Here is a 14,119-nt window from a genome sequence, read left to right on the forward strand (position 1 = left end):
CGTCAGGCGTGCCGCTGCTCGCGCCAGCGCTCGATGAGCGCGGGGAGCTCGGCGAACAGGTACGCGTAGAAGTCCCGCATCGCCTCCAGCCGCCGCGCGGCCGGGCTCCCGGTCGGGGTGCTCGCAACTCCCGCCTCCGCGATCTCCTGCATCACCTGGACCATCGCGTTCCGACCACTCATCAACGTGGCCCAGGCGTCGTCACGCATGCGGAAGTGCGACCGGCGACTCCCCGGCACCGGCGCCGGCTCGATCAGCCCGACGGTGCGCAGCATCGTGATCGCCCCCGAGATCGACCCCGCGCTCGCGCCCAGCTGCTCACCCAGCTCGGCCGCGGTCACCGATTCGCGGTCGGAGAACAGGAACGCCGCCAGGACGCGGGCGACCATGCGCTGCATCCCGTTCTGGTTCAGCGCGAGCGCGAGACGCTCGGCCACCTCACTGCTGTCGCCCACACTCTCTCCACCTATGTTCAGAAATTTCTGAAATCATGCTACAGTCTGCCCGTCGTTCCGCCGGGACGGGGAGTCGTGGAGAGCCAGCTGCTCGACGAACGGGACCAGAACACCCTGGCCGCGTTGCGCGTGACGCCGGTGCCACCGCGCACCTACCCGACCTACCGGGCCGGGGTGGCGATCGCGTTGACCACCTTCTCGGTGCTGGCCTCACTCGCGATATCCGGGCAGGTCGGTGCGCACACGCTCGTCCTGAGCGTGCCGATCGCGCTCATGGCGGGCCTGCTCGCACCCGTCCTCGGCTTCACGATGAGCTCGCTGGGCCGCAACAAGATCGAGGCCCTCGCCGTGATGCGCGTGTTCGGCCTCGCCGTCTTCACCGTGCCGATGATCCCGTTCTTCATCCTCGACTCCCCCTGGCAGCTCGCCTTCGGCTTCCTGCCCCCGTACTGGCCCGTGCGAGCGTTCTGGTCGGCCTACGACGGCGGCGCCTACTGGCCCTACGTCGCGGTCGGCCTGCTCTACAACGCCGCGATTGCCCTCCTGCTGCTTCGGGTGGCGACCAGGAGGCTCCGGTGAAAGCGCTCGTGCTGGCCCACGGCACACGAGGCGACGTCCAGCCCTACGCCGCGCTCGCCCTCGCCCTGAAGCAGGCCGGGCACGAAGCGCTGCTCGCCGCACCGGCGGCCTCCGCGTCACTCGCCGCGCCCTACGGTCTCGACTTCACCGCGGTGCACGACGGCCCGAACACCCTCACCGACGACCAGGAGATCCGCGAGGCCATCGAGACCAACTACCGCGGCCTGCGCGGCAAGCGCATCGCAATAGAGGTCATGCGTCGCAGCAAACCGCTGATGGCCAAGGTCTTCGCCGACATGGTCGCGGCGGCGCCCGGCGGAGCCGACGTCGTCGTGCACCATCCCGGTATCCCGGGCCACCGGATCGCCGAGGCGATGGGCGTGCCTGCCGTTCCGGCGGCCCTGCAGCCGGGATGGGTCCCCACCAGCACCTTCCGCAACCCGATGCTGCCCGTCCCGGTCCCGCGAGCGCTCAACCGCGCCTCGTACCTCCCGATCAAGCTGATCCTCCGCGCGTTCGGATCCGTCGCGGACCCGGTCCTCGAGCTACCGCGCAGGCGCGGACGACACGACATCCTGCGCAGGCCGGACGGCGGGCCGACCACTGTCCTCCAGGGGTTCAGCAGCGCCCTTCTGCCCGGCGAACCCGACTACCCGCCCTGGGTGCACACCACCGGCTTCTGGTTCCTACCCGCACCACCCGGCTGGGCACCCCCCGCGCACCTCACCGACTTCGTGCAGGCAGGTCCGCCCCCGGTGTACATCGGCTTCGGCAGTATGGCGGGCACGGACCCACAGCGGGTGGGGGCGATCATCACCGACGCAGTTGCCCTCGCCGACGTCCGCGCGGTGATCGTCGCCGGGTGGGGTGGCATCCGGCTCGACGACGTATCGGACCGGGTGCTCCTGCTCGACCAGGTGCCGCACGACTGGCTCTTCCCCCGGATGGCGGCCGTCGTGCACCACGGCGGGAGCGGCACCACCGGAGCCGCGCTCGCCGCCGGCCGGCCGCAGGTGATCTGCCCGTTCGTCGCGGACCAGCCGTTCTGGGCCGCGCGGGCACACGCCGTCGGGGTCGCGCCCCCACCCCAACCGCAACGGCGTCTGACCGCGGCCGGCCTCGCCGACGCGATCCGCCGCGCTGTGACAGATCACCACATCGCCGAGCGCGCCGAGGAGATCGGTGCCCGGGTGCGGGCCGAGAACGGAGTCCGGACGGCGGTCCGGGTCCTGGAGGCACTCGGCAACGGTTCATGAGCGGTGGCATCCCGACGCAGCGAGCGCGCACCGACGGCCCTTCGGGCGCTTCACCCGTTCGTGGCCCGCTCCGCCGGGTGGCCCTACCGACGGCCGGGAACGCGGCATGCATGACCCGCTCGACACGACCGCGCGCCGCGTGGCTCCCGATCCTGCTCACCGGCACCGTCCTGGCCGCAGTGGCCTGCGGCGGGCCCGAACCGGCCCCGCCGGCCCCGCCGGACGCACCTCTCGCCCCACCCACGCCGAGTGCACCCCTCGCCCCGCAGCCGGCGCTCGCGGAGGTCGAAGCCGAGGGCACCCTCGCCGCGCCCGAGCAGGCGCAGGACGCGTTCACCTACGACCCGGCGCAGGCGCCGGCGGGCGCGGAGCTCTCGGTCGAGGCCGGGGGGTCGAACGGGGCCACGCAGGTGCAGCTCGACGTGGACGGACTGTTGCCCGACCGCGGCTACGCCGCCCACGCGCACGCCCGCCCGTGCGGCCCCACCGGCGACGCCGCCGGGCCGCACTTCCAGAACGAGGTCGACCCCGCCGCCACCCCGGAACAGCCCTCCACCGACCCGGCCTACGCCAACCCCCAGAACGAGATCTGGCTCGACCTGCGCACCGACAGCGAGGGCGACGGCGAGGCGAGCACCGAGGTGCCGTTCGTGTTCCGCGACCGCGCACCCGCGTCCGTCATCATCCACGCAGCCGAGTCCACCGCGACCGCTCCCGGCGAGGCGGGCTCCGCGGGTGGCCGGTTGGCCTGCCTGAACGTGCCGTTCGACCAGGCCGCGAGCGGCTGACCGCCTCCGGGGATCGACCGCTCCGGCTGCCGATCGGGACCCGGCTGACGCGCCTGGTGGTCATCGCTCACATGTCCAGGCGCGGGAGCGTGGGCCACCGGTCGGAGGCCCAGGCGGGCCAGCTATCGAACGGTGGCGGGGGCGGAGGCGGCGAGCAGCCGTGGAGCTCGTCGTTCGTGGGCGGCGTGAACGAGGTGCGGAACCGCTCGTGGTCGTCGAGGGTCATCTCGAAGGTCTCCTCCGGAGCCTCGCGCCACCGCGCCGCTGCTCGCTCCCTGCGCTCATCCTCGGGAAGCGTCACGTAGTGCATCTCGAAGTCGGCGCCGGCGAGGTCGGCGATCGCACGGAGGGCCCATCGCTCCTCGCTGGACCAGCAGCCGAAGTCGAGGATCACGGACCCGCCCACCCGCAACACGCGGTGGGCAACCCAGATGAGCCGGCCTTCCAGAACGTCGCGCTTCCCACCGAAGTCGGCCCAGTGGACCCCGAACAGCGGCAACATCCACTCGTCGGGGGTCAGCCGCAAGGCACCGCCTGCTCGCTCCAGCTCGCGAGCAAGGGTCGTCTTCCCCACGCCGGGCAGGCCGACCGTGAGATGCAACCTCTGCCGTGGACCCACGGGCATCACCTTGCCCGCGGTGCTGGGCAAACCGCTATCGGGTTGGTGCGGACCGGCGCGGAACGCGATGCCACCGAGGAATGCGGCGAGCCCCGGCACGATGACGACGAGCGGGATCGAGTCGTTGTACTGGAGGTGGTACGCGGCGAACTCCTCGGGCGCCACCGCACGGAACAACGGGTACGACACGAACTGGGCCTGCCAGCCGATCGCCGCCGAGTATGTGTGCCGGCAGCGGCCGGGGCCGGCGGCGGTCGGATGCAGTCGTGACCGCCGCCGGTGGCGTTACGGCCGGATCTCGTAGACGAGGTTGAAGGCGCTCTGTGCGGCCCGACGGAATCGGGTGAAGCCGGCCTCCACCGTCACCTGCCTGATCGCTGCCTCACCGGCCTGGGCCCCGAGCGCGTACCCGCCGGCCTGGGACATCCCGTTCGGCACGCACAGGAACGTCGAGCCGGCGTAGTAGAGCCGGCCGACCGGGTTGAAGTTCTCCTCGACGACGTCCGAGGCGTTCGGCTCGACCAGCAGCCAGGTGCCGTCCGGGGCCAGCGCCTCCCGCACTCGACGCGCGGCGCCGACCGGGTCGCCCATGTCGTGCAGGCAGTCGAACATCGTCACCAGGTCGTAGCCGGTGCCGGTGAACGTCTGCGCGGTGGCTGTCTCGAACGTGACCCGCTCACCCACGCCGGCCTCGGCGGCCTTCTTGCGCGCCAGCTCGATCGACTCGCCGTGGTAGTCCGAGCCGACGATCGTGGTGCGCGGATAAGCTCGTGCGAGCAGCACGGACGAGGAGCCGAGGCCGCAGCCCACGTCGGCGACCCGCCCGCCCGCGGTCAGCTTCGCCTCGACGTCGTCGAGCGCCGGGATCCAGTTCGGGATCAGCTCGGCGACGTAGCCGGGGCGGTAGAACGCGTCGCAGCCGGCGAAGACGTCGTCGTGGTGCTCGTGCCAGGCGACACCGTTGCCGGTGCGGAACGCCTCGGTGATCTGCGGTTCGGCCCGCAGGTAGCCCAGCCCCAGGACGAATATGGCCGGCGCGTTCGGTCCGTTCGGGTCGGCCAGGCAGAACGCCTGCTCCTCGGTCAAGGAGAACTCGCCGGTCCCCGGGTGGTAGGTGACGTATCCGCCGGCGGCCTGCCCGCGCAGCCACTCGGTGAGGTAGCGGGGATGGCAGCCGGTGCGCTCGGCGAACTGCTCGGGCGTGGCGGGGCCCTGGGCGAGTGACCGGTACAGCCCGAGGCGGTACCCGATCACGACCGAACCGGCGGCGCCGGTCGCCCCCATGTCCGTGACGACCTGGCCGAGGAACGCTGTCACCTTGTCGTGGTCCATCTCGGTTCTCCCTCTGATCTGCGCACCGGCCGGATCCGGGCTGCACGACGAGCGTCGGCGGGCGGGCTGTCCCGCTGCTGCCACGTCCTTGCAGCCCGCTGACAGCGCCGCGGCCGGCAGCCGGTGAGGGCTCCCGGCCGGACCCCGGCGGTGCGACGATGGGTCGGTGGACGAGCCGCCGGTTCGGGTGCAGGTGCTCGGGCCGCTGCGGCTGGTCGTCGAGGGCGTGGTGGTCGAGGTGCGGGGCCCGATGCGTCGCGCGGTGCTCGCGTTGCTGGCCCTCGCCGAGGGCCGGACCGTGACCGTCGAGCACCTGATCGGCGCGCTCTGGCCGGCCGAGACGGCGGAGTCGGGGCGGGCGGCTCTCCACACCCACATATCCCGGCTGCGTGGGCACCTCGGGTCCGGCGCGGCCCGGTTGCAGACCCGGCAGGAGGGCTATCGCCTGCAGCTGGGCACCGACGAGCTGGACCTGACCCGGGCGCGGGGTCTGCTGTCCTCCGCGCGCGGCACCGCCAGGCAGGAGCCGGCCGCCGCGTTCGCCCTGCTGCAGCGGGCGCGCGCGCTGTGGCGCGGCCCCATCCTGGCCGACCTCACCGACGTCGAACCCGTCGCCCTCGCCGTGCGGGAATGCACGAGGCTGCACCGCGAGGTGAGCGACGCGTTGGTCGGCTGCGCGGTTGACGCCGGGAAGGCCGAGGAGGTTGTGGGGCTTGCCGTCGCCGGGCTCGCCGACGACCCGTTGCGCGAGCCCGCGGTACTGCTGCTGATGCGCGCGCTGGCCGCGACCGGGTCGGCGGCGGAGGCGCTGCGCACCGGGCGCGAGTACCGGGCCCGGCTGGCCGACGAGACCGGGCTGGACCCGTCGCCGGCGCTCGGTGACCTCGAGCGCGACATCGCCGGCGGTGCGGCCGGCCCGCCGCCGGCCCTCCGGCGAGAGGTGCGCGCCGCACCGGCGACCCGTCTTCTCGGCCGCGACGTGGAGGTCGCGGCCATGCACCGGCTGCTCGCCGCCGAACGGCTGGTCACGATCGTCGGCCCGGGTGGGGTGGGCAAGACGCGGGTCGCACTGGAGGTCGCCCGCCGGTCGGCGCCGCCCGCCCCGGTGCTGCTGCTCGCCTCCGTCACCACCCCGGACGCCGTCCCCCACGCGCTTGCCGACGCGGTCCGGCTGAGCGTCGTGCAGGGCGACGTGCTGGCGGCGTGCCTGGCGGTGCTCGGCGACAAGCCGGCCCTATTGGTGATCGACAACTGCGAACACCTGCTGGACGCGGTCCGTGACGTCGTCGATGCCTTGCTGGTCGCGTGTCCCGACCTCACGGTGCTGGCGACCAGCCGGGAACCGCTCGGTCTGGCCGCCGAGTACACCTCGCGGCTGGCACCACTTGCGCTGCCGGACCGGCACCGCGACCAGTTGGAGCCTGCCACGATCACGCAGGTGCCGTCCGTGGCGGTGTTCCTCGACCGCGCGGCGCGGGTGCGTCCCGGCATTCCGGTCACGCCGGCCGAGCTGGGGCTGGTGGCCGACATCGTGCGACGCCTGGACGGAATGCCGCTGGCCCTCGAGCTCGCCGCCGGGCGACTGTCCACGTTCTCCCTCGTCGACCTGCACGACCGGCTCGACCGCTCCCTCGACCTGCTCGGCGGCCGCCCCGGCACCGACGTCCGGCACCGCACGCTGCGCGCGACCCTGAACTGGTCCTACCTGCTGCTCACCGCCGACGAGCAGCGCCTGTTCCGGCACATGGCGGTTTTCGTCGACGGGGTCGATCTCGTCACGGCCGAGCGACTGGCCGTCGAGCTGGATCCGGGCTCCGATCCGGGGAGTCTCCTGGCCCGCCTGGTCGACACATCCATGATCGACGCGACGTTCAACGGTGACACCCGGTACCGCATGCTGGAGACACTGCGCGCGTTCGGTCTCGACCGGCTCGTCGCGGAGGGTGAGCAGGATGCGGCGCAGCGCCGGCTCGTGCGGTGGGCCGTCGAGCTGACGGCCTGGATCGACGCCGCGGTGGTCACCGACCGCGAGCCGGACGCCGACGTCGTGCTCCGGCGCGAGCTCGCGAACCTACGGGCCGCCTGGCGCCTGGTCCGGGAGCGGGAGCTTCTCGACGAGGCGGCGGCGATCGTGGCGGCGCTGTTCGACGCCGTGTTCAACCGGGATCTGGTCGAGCTCTGGGGTTGGGCCGGGGAGATCGCCGGCGATCCGGCGTTGGGCGGTCACCCGCGCGCCGCCGCCGTTCTCGGCACGGCCGCGTACGCCGCCTACGCCGGCGGCGACCCCGCGGAAGCCGAACGCCTCGCCCGCGCCGGGCTGCACCGCGACGACGGCAGCGGCGGATCGTCGTACTGCCGGCACGCACTGGCGGTGGCCCTCCTCGCCCGCGGCGCCTTCGGCGAGGTCGTCGAGCACTGCCTCGCAGGCGCCGCGGGCGGTGACTCGCGGCACGGCTTCCTCGGCCTGGCGGCGCTGGCCACCGCCTATGCCGGCGACGTCGGCGAGGCGCGGGAGCTCAGTGCCGCCTGGCTCGCCGCCGCGCGGTCACCCTCGGCGCGGGCCTGGGGCGCCTACTACGCCGCGGAGATCGAGCACGCGGCGGACCGCAGCGAACCGGCCGAGCAATGCTACGAGCGGGCCATCACGCTCGGCCGCTCCACGGGTGCCACGTTCGTCGTCGGCGTCGCCACCGTGGGCCTGAACTCGGTGCGCGCGGTCGCCGGCCGGACCGGCGAGGCACTGGCCGGCTACCGCGAAGCGATCGACTACTTCGCGGGCACCGGAAACTGGACCCACCAGTGGACCACCCTGCGTAACCTCGCCGCGCTGCTGCACGGGCTCGGCGACGACGGTCCGGCCGCCCTGCTGGAGGCCGCGGCCGACGCGGCCCCGGACGCTCCCGCCGTCGGCCCGGCCCGCGACACCGAGCTGACGCGCTCGTGCCCGGACGCACCGGCCCTCGGCCGGGCCCGCGCGCTGGAGGTGGCCCGGGACGCGATCGAGCGGAACCTGGCCCGATCCTGACCTGCGCCGGACAGCGAGGACAACGCCGAGACAGCGGCGTGCACGAGCCGTGGCAGTCGAGCCGTCGATGCTCCGCCGCATCGCAACCCGTGCGAGCAGAGGAGACGGACACCATGACCACGTCGATCGCCACCATCACCGACATCGAGGCCCGCACCGGCACACGCGCCGCAGACACCGCCGACGGCTACATCGCGCCCAGCCTCGCCGAGGTCCCCCGCTTGGGGACGGTGCTCGGTATCTGGGCTCACCCGGACGACGAGGTCTACCTCTCCGGTGCGCTGCTCGCCGCCGCGGCCGCCGCCGGACAGCGGGTCGTCGTGGTCACCGCGACCCGCGGTGAGCGGGGCACCGACGACCCCGAGACCTGGCCGCCGGCGCGCCTGGCCCGCGTCCGGTCCCAGGAGATCGTGCAGAGCCTTGCCGTTCTCGACCGAGGTCGGGGCCGTATCGAGCACCGATTCCTCGGAGACACGCAGGGTGTCTGCCACCTGGACGGGGGCCTGGCGGCCGACCCGGCAGCGGGCACGATCGACGAGCTGGCCGCGATCGTCGACGAGATCGCCCCGGACACCGTGCTGACCTTCGGCCCGGACGGGATGACCGGGCACCCCGACCATCGCGCCGTGTCGGCCTGGACCGACCGAGCGTTGGCCGGCGCCGGGCGGCAACCGCGGCTGCTGCACGCCACCGTGTCCGAGGGCTGGGTCCGCGACTTCGGTTCGCTCGTCACCGCGATGGACGAGGGCGAGGACGTGTTCTCGCCCTCGCCCGCAGGCTCGCTCGCGGTCGACCTCGTGCTGTCCGGCGACGCCTTGCGGGTCAAGCTGGCCGCGCTGCGCGCCCAGGCCAGCCAGACCACGGCGACCGAGCTGGCGGTGGGCACCGAGCTCTACCGCGCGGCGGTGGCCGGGGAGTGGTTCCGTCCGGCAGCTGTTCGCTCACCACGTGCACGGCGGCTCGCCCGGTGTCGAGTCGGGTGAGGTCAGAGGCTCATGTCGATGACGATCTTGCCCGAGGCGTGGCGCGATTCGACGAGCTCGAGCGCCTCGTCCGCCCGCGCGAGCGGGTAGGTCGCCGAGATGTTCGGATCGAGCCGCCCGGTGACCATCAGCTCGGCAACGCGCTCGAGGCCGCTCCGGTTCAGGCGGCGCTGGACGAGCGCGCCGCCCAGCTCGGTGACCGACGGGTCCCCGATGGAGACGAGCGCGTCCGGCGTGGCCGCGAGCGGGGCGACGCTGCGCAGGGAGTCACCCCCGACAGTGTCGACCACGGCGTCGAAGCCGTCCGGGGCCTGCGCCCGGAGCTGGTCCACGACGTCGCCTGCGGTGTAGTCGACGAAGGTCGCTCCGACCTTGGTCGCAAGCGTCCGCTTGGCCGCACTGCCGGTGCCGACGACGACCAGGCCGCGGTCGCGCGCGATCTGGGCCACGGCGATTCCGACGCCACCGCCGATCCCGTTCACCAGCAGCGACGCGCCGGCAGGGAGCGCGAGCTGGTCGAGGGCATCGAGCGCGGTGGTGCCGGCGACGGGGATGGTCGCCGCCCAGGTCTCCGGCAGCGCGTCCGGGATCCGGGCCGTGGATTCGGCGAGCAGCAGGGTGGTCCCCGCGTAGGTGCCGGCACCGGTCAGCGCGAACCCGGTCACCCGGTCGCCGACGGCCAGCCCGCTCACCTCGGCGCCCACCGCGAGGACGGTCCCGGCCGCATCCATCCCCAGGACCTGGGGAAAGGGCACCTGACCGTTCATACCGCGGACGTATCCGGAACGGAGCTGGTGGTCGAGCGGGTTGACTCCCGCGGCCGCGACGCGGATCAGGACTTCTGCCGGGCCCGGTGACGGAGCGGGCCGATCGAAGAACTCCTGGACGTCGGCTCCGCCGAAGGTCCGGTAGCCCAGAACTGTGCTCATTGCAGGTTCCTCTCTCACCGTCCTCGTCCGGCTCTCAGCCCGAGGACGACACGAACCTATTCCCTGACACCGACGGTAGGTTCCAGTCGTTGTGAGGCGAGCGACACCGCCGAACACGGCAACGGTCCGGACGCCGCAGGGGGATCCGCCATCCACGGATCGGGAGGTCGTGGATGTCCTCCCGGCGGGGAGGAAGTCTCGATGGCACACCCCACGCCTCCTCCCCGAAGGAACAACGTATGGAAAGCGAGATGGCCGCGGCGCCCCAGCGAGGGCTCCCCGTCGACGACGAGCGGCTCACCATCGCCACGGCCACGCGCCGAGCCGTGCAGAGATCGGGGGGCTGGGGCGGGATCGCGGTCGGCGCCGCTCCCACGCTGGCGTTCGTCGCCGCCAACGCCATCGGCGGGTTGACGTGGGCGTTCATCGCACTCGCGGTGTCCGTCCCGGTGACGTTCGGAGTGCGCCTCGCCCGCCGGGAATCCCTCCGAGCAGCACTGGTCGGCCTCGTCATCGCCGCCGGTTGCGCGCTGGTCGCCGCCCTCACCGGGGAGGCCCGCGGCTTCTTCCTCGTCCCCACTGTGCTCCCCGCAGGATGGACACTGGCCTTCCTCGGCTCGGTGCTCATCGGCCGGCCCTTGACCGGGGTCGCGCTCAACCGCGTGGCCCGCGGACCCCGCAACTGGCGTCAGCACGCCCCGCTGCGGCGCGTCTACACCGTCGGCTCGCTGGTCGCCGCCGGCATCTGCTTCTTCAACTTCGTCCTGGGCGGGGTGCTCTACCTCACCGACCAGTTGGCCGCCATGGCAGTCCAGGACATCGCCTTCATACCGGTGCCCTTCGTGCTGGCCGCTTTCACCGTCGCCGCCGCCCGTCGCGCCATCCGCCGGTCGACCACCCCGGCCGGCGCTGATCGGCCACGGCACCAGATCCTCTGACGAGCGCGCAGTCGCATGCCGGGCAGGTCCGGCTGCTGCACGCCCGCGTCCGGGCGTCGGCCACAGCGCACGGGTGGCATGCCGACCGGTGGGGGGGTACCGATCAACCAGGCCGACGTCGCGCGCACCTGGCTCGACTTCACCGTGGTGCCGTTCACGCTGCTGGAGGGCATCGGCTACCGGCTCACCGAGCAGGAACAGTCCCGCCTCTACCGTTACTGGTGGTACGTGGGCCACTTGCTGGGCCTCGACGAGCAGTTCTTCCTCGGCACCGAGAACCACGAGCAGGCCGGCGAGCTGCTGGATCTGCTCGACTCGACCTCCGCCGCCCCGGACGACAACAGCAGAGCTCTGGTCGGGGCCCTGTACGAGGCGGCAGCCACCAACCTCGCCTCCGTACCGCAGTCACCGATGGACGCACGAGGCTGGCGTGATCTGCTCCACGCACTCGCCCGTCAGTACCACGGCGAGAGCACCGCCGCCGCGCTCGGCATCCCGGAGTCGCCCGTCACGCCGATCCTGCCGCTGCTCGCCGCCGGCGAGGCGAAAGCACGCCTCTACCAGCTACACGTCCCCGCCGCCCTGCAGCAGGCCGAGGAATCCGGCATCCGCGCCCGCCGCGGCCTCGTCGCCACCCTCACCGACAGCACCGCCTACCAGGACCACGCCGCAGCTTCGTGAATCCGCGGGGCGGCCTCCCCCGCGGTACGAACGGCACTCTCGTCCGATAGAGCGGTACGAACGTGCCGTTCGTCCGAGGGGGCGAGGGCGTGCGGCAGGGACGCTACCTCTCAGTAAGGATCAAGATACGCTACGTGACCAACGGGCGAGCTGGTCGTTGTGGCGGTGAACGAGAACGCCGGGATCCGCAGATCACCGCCGCGTGGTCGATCACCCGACGAGTTCGGATCCGATGAGGAGCGACACGATGATGTGGTCAATGCCCAACACCTGGGGCTACACACTCACGACGGTCGGCATGATGCTGTTCTGGATCCTCGTGGTCTTCGGTGCGATCGTCCTCGCTCAGCAACTCGGCCGGGTGAACCCGCCCGCAGTCGGACGCACCCCGCTGATCCGTCGCCGGCCGGGCCGCTCATCCCTGGCGAAGCCGACGAGGCGGGCCGTCAGCAGCATCTCCGTGCTCCGCCACTTTCGCGCGGGATCAGAGCCTTCCGCAGATCCTGAGGTCAGGCCGGCATCCGGTTGAACTTGCGGATGCACGCGACGTCGCGTCGGTGGCCCGCATCCAGACCTTGATCTCGGCGGGTCTCACCACCACCGCCGCCTGAACGGGTGCTCAACCCGAGAACGCCGCGCGTCCCTGCATCGCGGACGTGCCGAGGTCGCTCTTCGGAAGTGCCTGACCCGCCTCGACCGCAGCCACCCACGCGTCGGTGTCCGCCACAGCGGCGAAGTTGGAATGGAGCAGCACGAGCAGCACCTCGTGCAACTGCTGGGCCGACACCTTGCCGGCCTCGTTGACGAGGTGGATCGCGCCGGTGGCATCGGCCAGGACCTCGGCGGCGAGGCCGAGCCCCTCGGCGGCGACGGCGGTGGCGATATCGCAGTTGTTCGTCATGTAGCCGACGATCGTGATGGTGTCCACGTTCCGCCCGGCGAGCCACTGCGCGACGTCGGTGTCGGCGAACACGCTGGCCTTGTCCTTGGTCACCCGCTTCCAGGAGGCCGCCGCACGCTTCTCGATCTCCGGGTGCAGCGCCCAGCTGTCCGAGCCGACCGCGAAGACGGGGGCGCCCTCGGGGAGCTGGTGCTGGACCAGCACGACCGGCAGGCCGTGCTCCTGCGCGACGTCGAGCGCGCGGAGCACGTTGGCCAGCGACTCGTCCCGGGATGGGTGCTGGATCTGCAGGACTCCATCGAAGTACTCCTGCTGCACGTCGACGACGATCAGCGCTCGGCGGGGGGCGGTCATCTCTTGCTCTCCTCATGGTGTGTCCGAACTTCGTGCCACCAGCCTGGCCTTCCAGCGCGGGGTACCGTGAGTGGCACGGCAGACGACCTTCGATGAGATCGGGCCAAATGCGCATCGCTGTCCACGCCTTCGACGGCATCACCCTGTTCCACCTGGCCGCGCCGTTGCTGGTCTTCGGCGAGGTCGACCGTCAACAGCTGGCCGGCGGGTGGGAGACCGCCGTGTGGACCGAGAACGGTCGCGGCATCCGGACCGCGGAGGGCCCTCGGGTCGACGACGTCCGCGGTCCCGAGGTCGTCGACGACGCCGACCTGCTCATATTTCCGTCCTGGCCCAGCGACCTCCCTCCGACGGATCAGGTGCTGATCGATCGGGTCCGTGCGGCCCACGCCCGGGGAACCCGCGTCGCCGGTCTGTGCCTGGGAGCGTTCCCGGTCGTCGACAGCGCGCTCCTCGACGGCCGCGCGGTCGTCACGCACTGGGGCGCCGCGCCCGTGCTCGCGCGACGACGGCCGGGCATCATGGTCAACGCGTCGGCGCTCTACCTCGACCACGGCGACGTGCTCACCTCCGCCGGAACGGCTTCCGCGATCGACGCGTGCCTGCACATCGTCCGGTCGCACCTGGGCTCCGCCGCCGCGGCCACGGTGGCGCGGCACCTCGTCGTCGCCCCCCATCGCGATGGTCACCAGGCGCAGTACGTGGACCGGCCGATCCCCGAACCTGCAGGCGTCGGGCACCTCGGGCCCACCCTGGACTGGGCTCTCACCCACCTCGACCGCGAGCTCACGGTCGACGAGCTCGCCGGCAACGCCGGAATGAGCCGCCGCAACTTCACCCGCCGGTTCAGCGAGGCCACCGGCACCACCCCCGCGCGGTGGATCCTCGCCCGCCGACTCGACGAGGCACGCCGCCTGCTCGAGACCACCACCTGGCCGATCGCGCGCATCGCCACCACGTGCGGATTCGGCAGCGCGGTGACCTTCCGGCAGAACTTCGTCGCGGCCTACGCGACGACACCCACGTCATACCGCCAGCGCTTCAACCTGCCGAGCGCATGAAGTTCGGTCAGCTCAAGCGGGGATGATTCATGCCGAGGCGCTCTGGAAGCGCTTCACGCCGCCGGTGACGATTTGGGCCACCGAGCATGCCGCCGTCCTGCAGCACGACCACGACGAGATCCTCGCCGCGGTCCGGGCAGGCGACGCCGAGGCCGCCGGCCGCCTGACCGCCGACCACGTCCGGCACGCCGCCCGGACCCGCGACGAGCACCCCGAGC

At 72.4% G+C, this 14,119-nt stretch carries 14 protein-coding genes and 1 pseudogene; 10 read left to right on the top strand and 5 right to left on the bottom strand.

Translation table 11 applies throughout. The features are described 5' to 3' along the window. Positions 1–2 precede the first annotated feature (2 nt). On the bottom strand, positions 3–455 hold the full coding sequence (locus CFP66_RS28705) for a GbsR/MarR family transcriptional regulator (RefSeq protein WP_094928316.1): 453 nt from the start codon (positions 453–455) through the stop codon (positions 3–5). A gap of 75 nt (positions 456–530) precedes the next feature. Between CFP66_RS28705 and CFP66_RS48070 the strand changes: the two genes are divergently transcribed. The 3 genes from CFP66_RS48070 (at position 531) to CFP66_RS28715 (ending at position 3,078) form a co-directional block, all read left to right on the top strand. Beyond that, entirely contained in the window at positions 531–1,034 is a 504-nt protein-coding gene (locus tag CFP66_RS48070) for an ABC transporter permease (RefSeq protein WP_158228254.1), read from the top strand. Further along, a complete protein-coding gene (locus CFP66_RS28710) occupies positions 1,031–2,290 on the top strand; it encodes a glycosyltransferase (RefSeq protein ID WP_143517412.1) in 1,260 nt (419 codons plus the stop codon). Before CFP66_RS48070 ends, CFP66_RS28710 begins: the two co-directional genes overlap by 4 nt. A 110-nt stretch (positions 2,291–2,400) precedes the next feature. Beyond that, the gene (locus CFP66_RS28715; RefSeq protein WP_094928318.1) at positions 2,401–3,078 is read left to right on the top strand and encodes a superoxide dismutase family protein; all 678 of its coding nucleotides are present in this window, start codon (positions 2,401–2,403) and stop codon (positions 3,076–3,078) included. A 67-nt stretch (positions 3,079–3,145) separates the two neighbouring features. On the opposite strand, the gene CFP66_RS28720 is transcribed toward CFP66_RS28715, so the two are convergent. Continuing rightward, the gene (locus tag CFP66_RS28720; RefSeq protein ID WP_198961722.1) at positions 3,146–3,886 is read right to left on the bottom strand and encodes an AAA family ATPase; all 741 of its coding nucleotides are present in this window, start codon (positions 3,884–3,886) and stop codon (positions 3,146–3,148) included. 96 nt (positions 3,887–3,982) lie between these two features. Further along, positions 3,983–5,029 carry a bifunctional 2-polyprenyl-6-hydroxyphenol methylase/3-demethylubiquinol 3-O-methyltransferase UbiG gene (locus tag CFP66_RS28725; protein ID WP_094928319.1) on the bottom strand — a complete coding sequence of 349 codons (1,047 nt, stop codon included), beginning with the start codon at positions 5,027–5,029 and terminating at the stop codon, positions 3,983–3,985. A 166-nt stretch (positions 5,030–5,195) separates the two neighbouring features. Between CFP66_RS28725 and CFP66_RS28730 the strand changes: the two genes are divergently transcribed. After that, positions 5,196–8,054, top strand: a complete 2,859-nt coding sequence (locus tag CFP66_RS28730; protein WP_198961723.1) for a BTAD domain-containing putative transcriptional regulator — start codon at positions 5,196–5,198, stop codon at positions 8,052–8,054. A 113-nt stretch (positions 8,055–8,167) separates the two neighbouring features. Beyond that, on the top strand, positions 8,168–9,037 hold the full coding sequence (locus CFP66_RS28735) for a PIG-L deacetylase family protein (RefSeq protein WP_094928320.1): 870 nt from the start codon (positions 8,168–8,170) through the stop codon (positions 9,035–9,037). A gap of 2 nt (positions 9,038–9,039) precedes the next feature. Here CFP66_RS28735 and CFP66_RS28740 read toward each other — a convergent pair whose 3' ends face one another. Further along, the gene (locus tag CFP66_RS28740) at positions 9,040–9,966 is read right to left on the bottom strand and encodes an NADP-dependent oxidoreductase (RefSeq protein WP_094928321.1); all 927 of its coding nucleotides are present in this window, start codon (positions 9,964–9,966) and stop codon (positions 9,040–9,042) included. A gap of 239 nt (positions 9,967–10,205) precedes the next feature. Here CFP66_RS28740 and CFP66_RS28745 point away from each other — a divergent pair, with 239 nt between their 5' ends. From CFP66_RS28745 to CFP66_RS28755, 3 genes are all read left to right on the top strand, one after another. Next, entirely contained in the window at positions 10,206–10,904 is a 699-nt protein-coding gene (locus CFP66_RS28745; RefSeq protein ID WP_158228255.1) for a DUF3159 domain-containing protein, read from the top strand. 78 nt (positions 10,905–10,982) lie between these two features. Continuing rightward, a complete protein-coding gene (locus tag CFP66_RS28750; RefSeq protein ID WP_158228256.1) occupies positions 10,983–11,585 on the top strand; it encodes an oxygenase MpaB family protein in 603 nt (200 codons plus the stop codon). Between the two features lie 259 nt (positions 11,586–11,844). Further along, the gene (locus CFP66_RS28755) at positions 11,845–12,114 is read left to right on the top strand and encodes a hypothetical protein (RefSeq protein ID WP_143517413.1); all 270 of its coding nucleotides are present in this window, start codon (positions 11,845–11,847) and stop codon (positions 12,112–12,114) included. 90 nt (positions 12,115–12,204) lie between these two features. On the opposite strand, the gene CFP66_RS28760 is transcribed toward CFP66_RS28755, so the two are convergent. Further along, positions 12,205–12,840: an isochorismatase family protein gene (locus tag CFP66_RS28760; protein ID WP_094928325.1), complete on the bottom strand. Its 636-nt coding sequence runs from the start codon at positions 12,838–12,840 to the stop codon at positions 12,205–12,207. A 107-nt stretch (positions 12,841–12,947) separates the two neighbouring features. Between CFP66_RS28760 and CFP66_RS28765 the strand changes: the two genes are divergently transcribed. After that, positions 12,948–13,901, top strand: a complete 954-nt coding sequence (locus CFP66_RS28765) for a GlxA family transcriptional regulator (protein WP_094928326.1) — start codon at positions 12,948–12,950, stop codon at positions 13,899–13,901. A 22-nt stretch (positions 13,902–13,923) separates the two neighbouring features. Further along, positions 13,924–14,025: pseudogene (locus tag CFP66_RS50420) on the top strand (GntR family transcriptional regulator); the annotation flags it as partial. Between the last annotated feature and the right edge of the window lie 94 nt (positions 14,026–14,119).

The sequence above is a fragment of the Pseudonocardia sp. MH-G8 genome (assembly GCF_002262885.1).
Taxonomy (GTDB): domain Bacteria; phylum Actinomycetota; class Actinomycetes; order Mycobacteriales; family Pseudonocardiaceae; genus Pseudonocardia.

Coding starts and splice junctions, on each gene's coding strand:
- CFP66_RS28715 (WP_094928318.1), top strand. CDS start 2,401: ATGACCCGCTCGACACGACCGCGCGCCGCGTGGCTCCCGATCCTGCTC.
- CFP66_RS28725 (WP_094928319.1), bottom strand. CDS start 5,029: ATGGACCACGACAAGGTGACAGCGTTCCTCGGCCAGGTCGTCACGGAC.
- CFP66_RS28735 (WP_094928320.1), top strand. CDS start 8,168: ATGACCACGTCGATCGCCACCATCACCGACATCGAGGCCCGCACCGGC.
- CFP66_RS28740 (WP_094928321.1), bottom strand. CDS start 9,966: ATGAGCACAGTTCTGGGCTACCGGACCTTCGGCGGAGCCGACGTCCAG.
- CFP66_RS28745 (WP_158228255.1), top strand. CDS start 10,206: ATGGAAAGCGAGATGGCCGCGGCGCCCCAGCGAGGGCTCCCCGTCGAC.
- CFP66_RS28750 (WP_158228256.1), top strand. CDS start 10,983: ATGCCGACCGGTGGGGGGGTACCGATCAACCAGGCCGACGTCGCGCGC.
- CFP66_RS28755 (WP_143517413.1), top strand. CDS start 11,845: ATGCCCAACACCTGGGGCTACACACTCACGACGGTCGGCATGATGCTG.
- CFP66_RS28760 (WP_094928325.1), bottom strand. CDS start 12,840: ATGACCGCCCCCCGCCGAGCGCTGATCGTCGTCGACGTGCAGCAGGAG.
- CFP66_RS28765 (WP_094928326.1), top strand. CDS start 12,948: ATGCGCATCGCTGTCCACGCCTTCGACGGCATCACCCTGTTCCACCTG.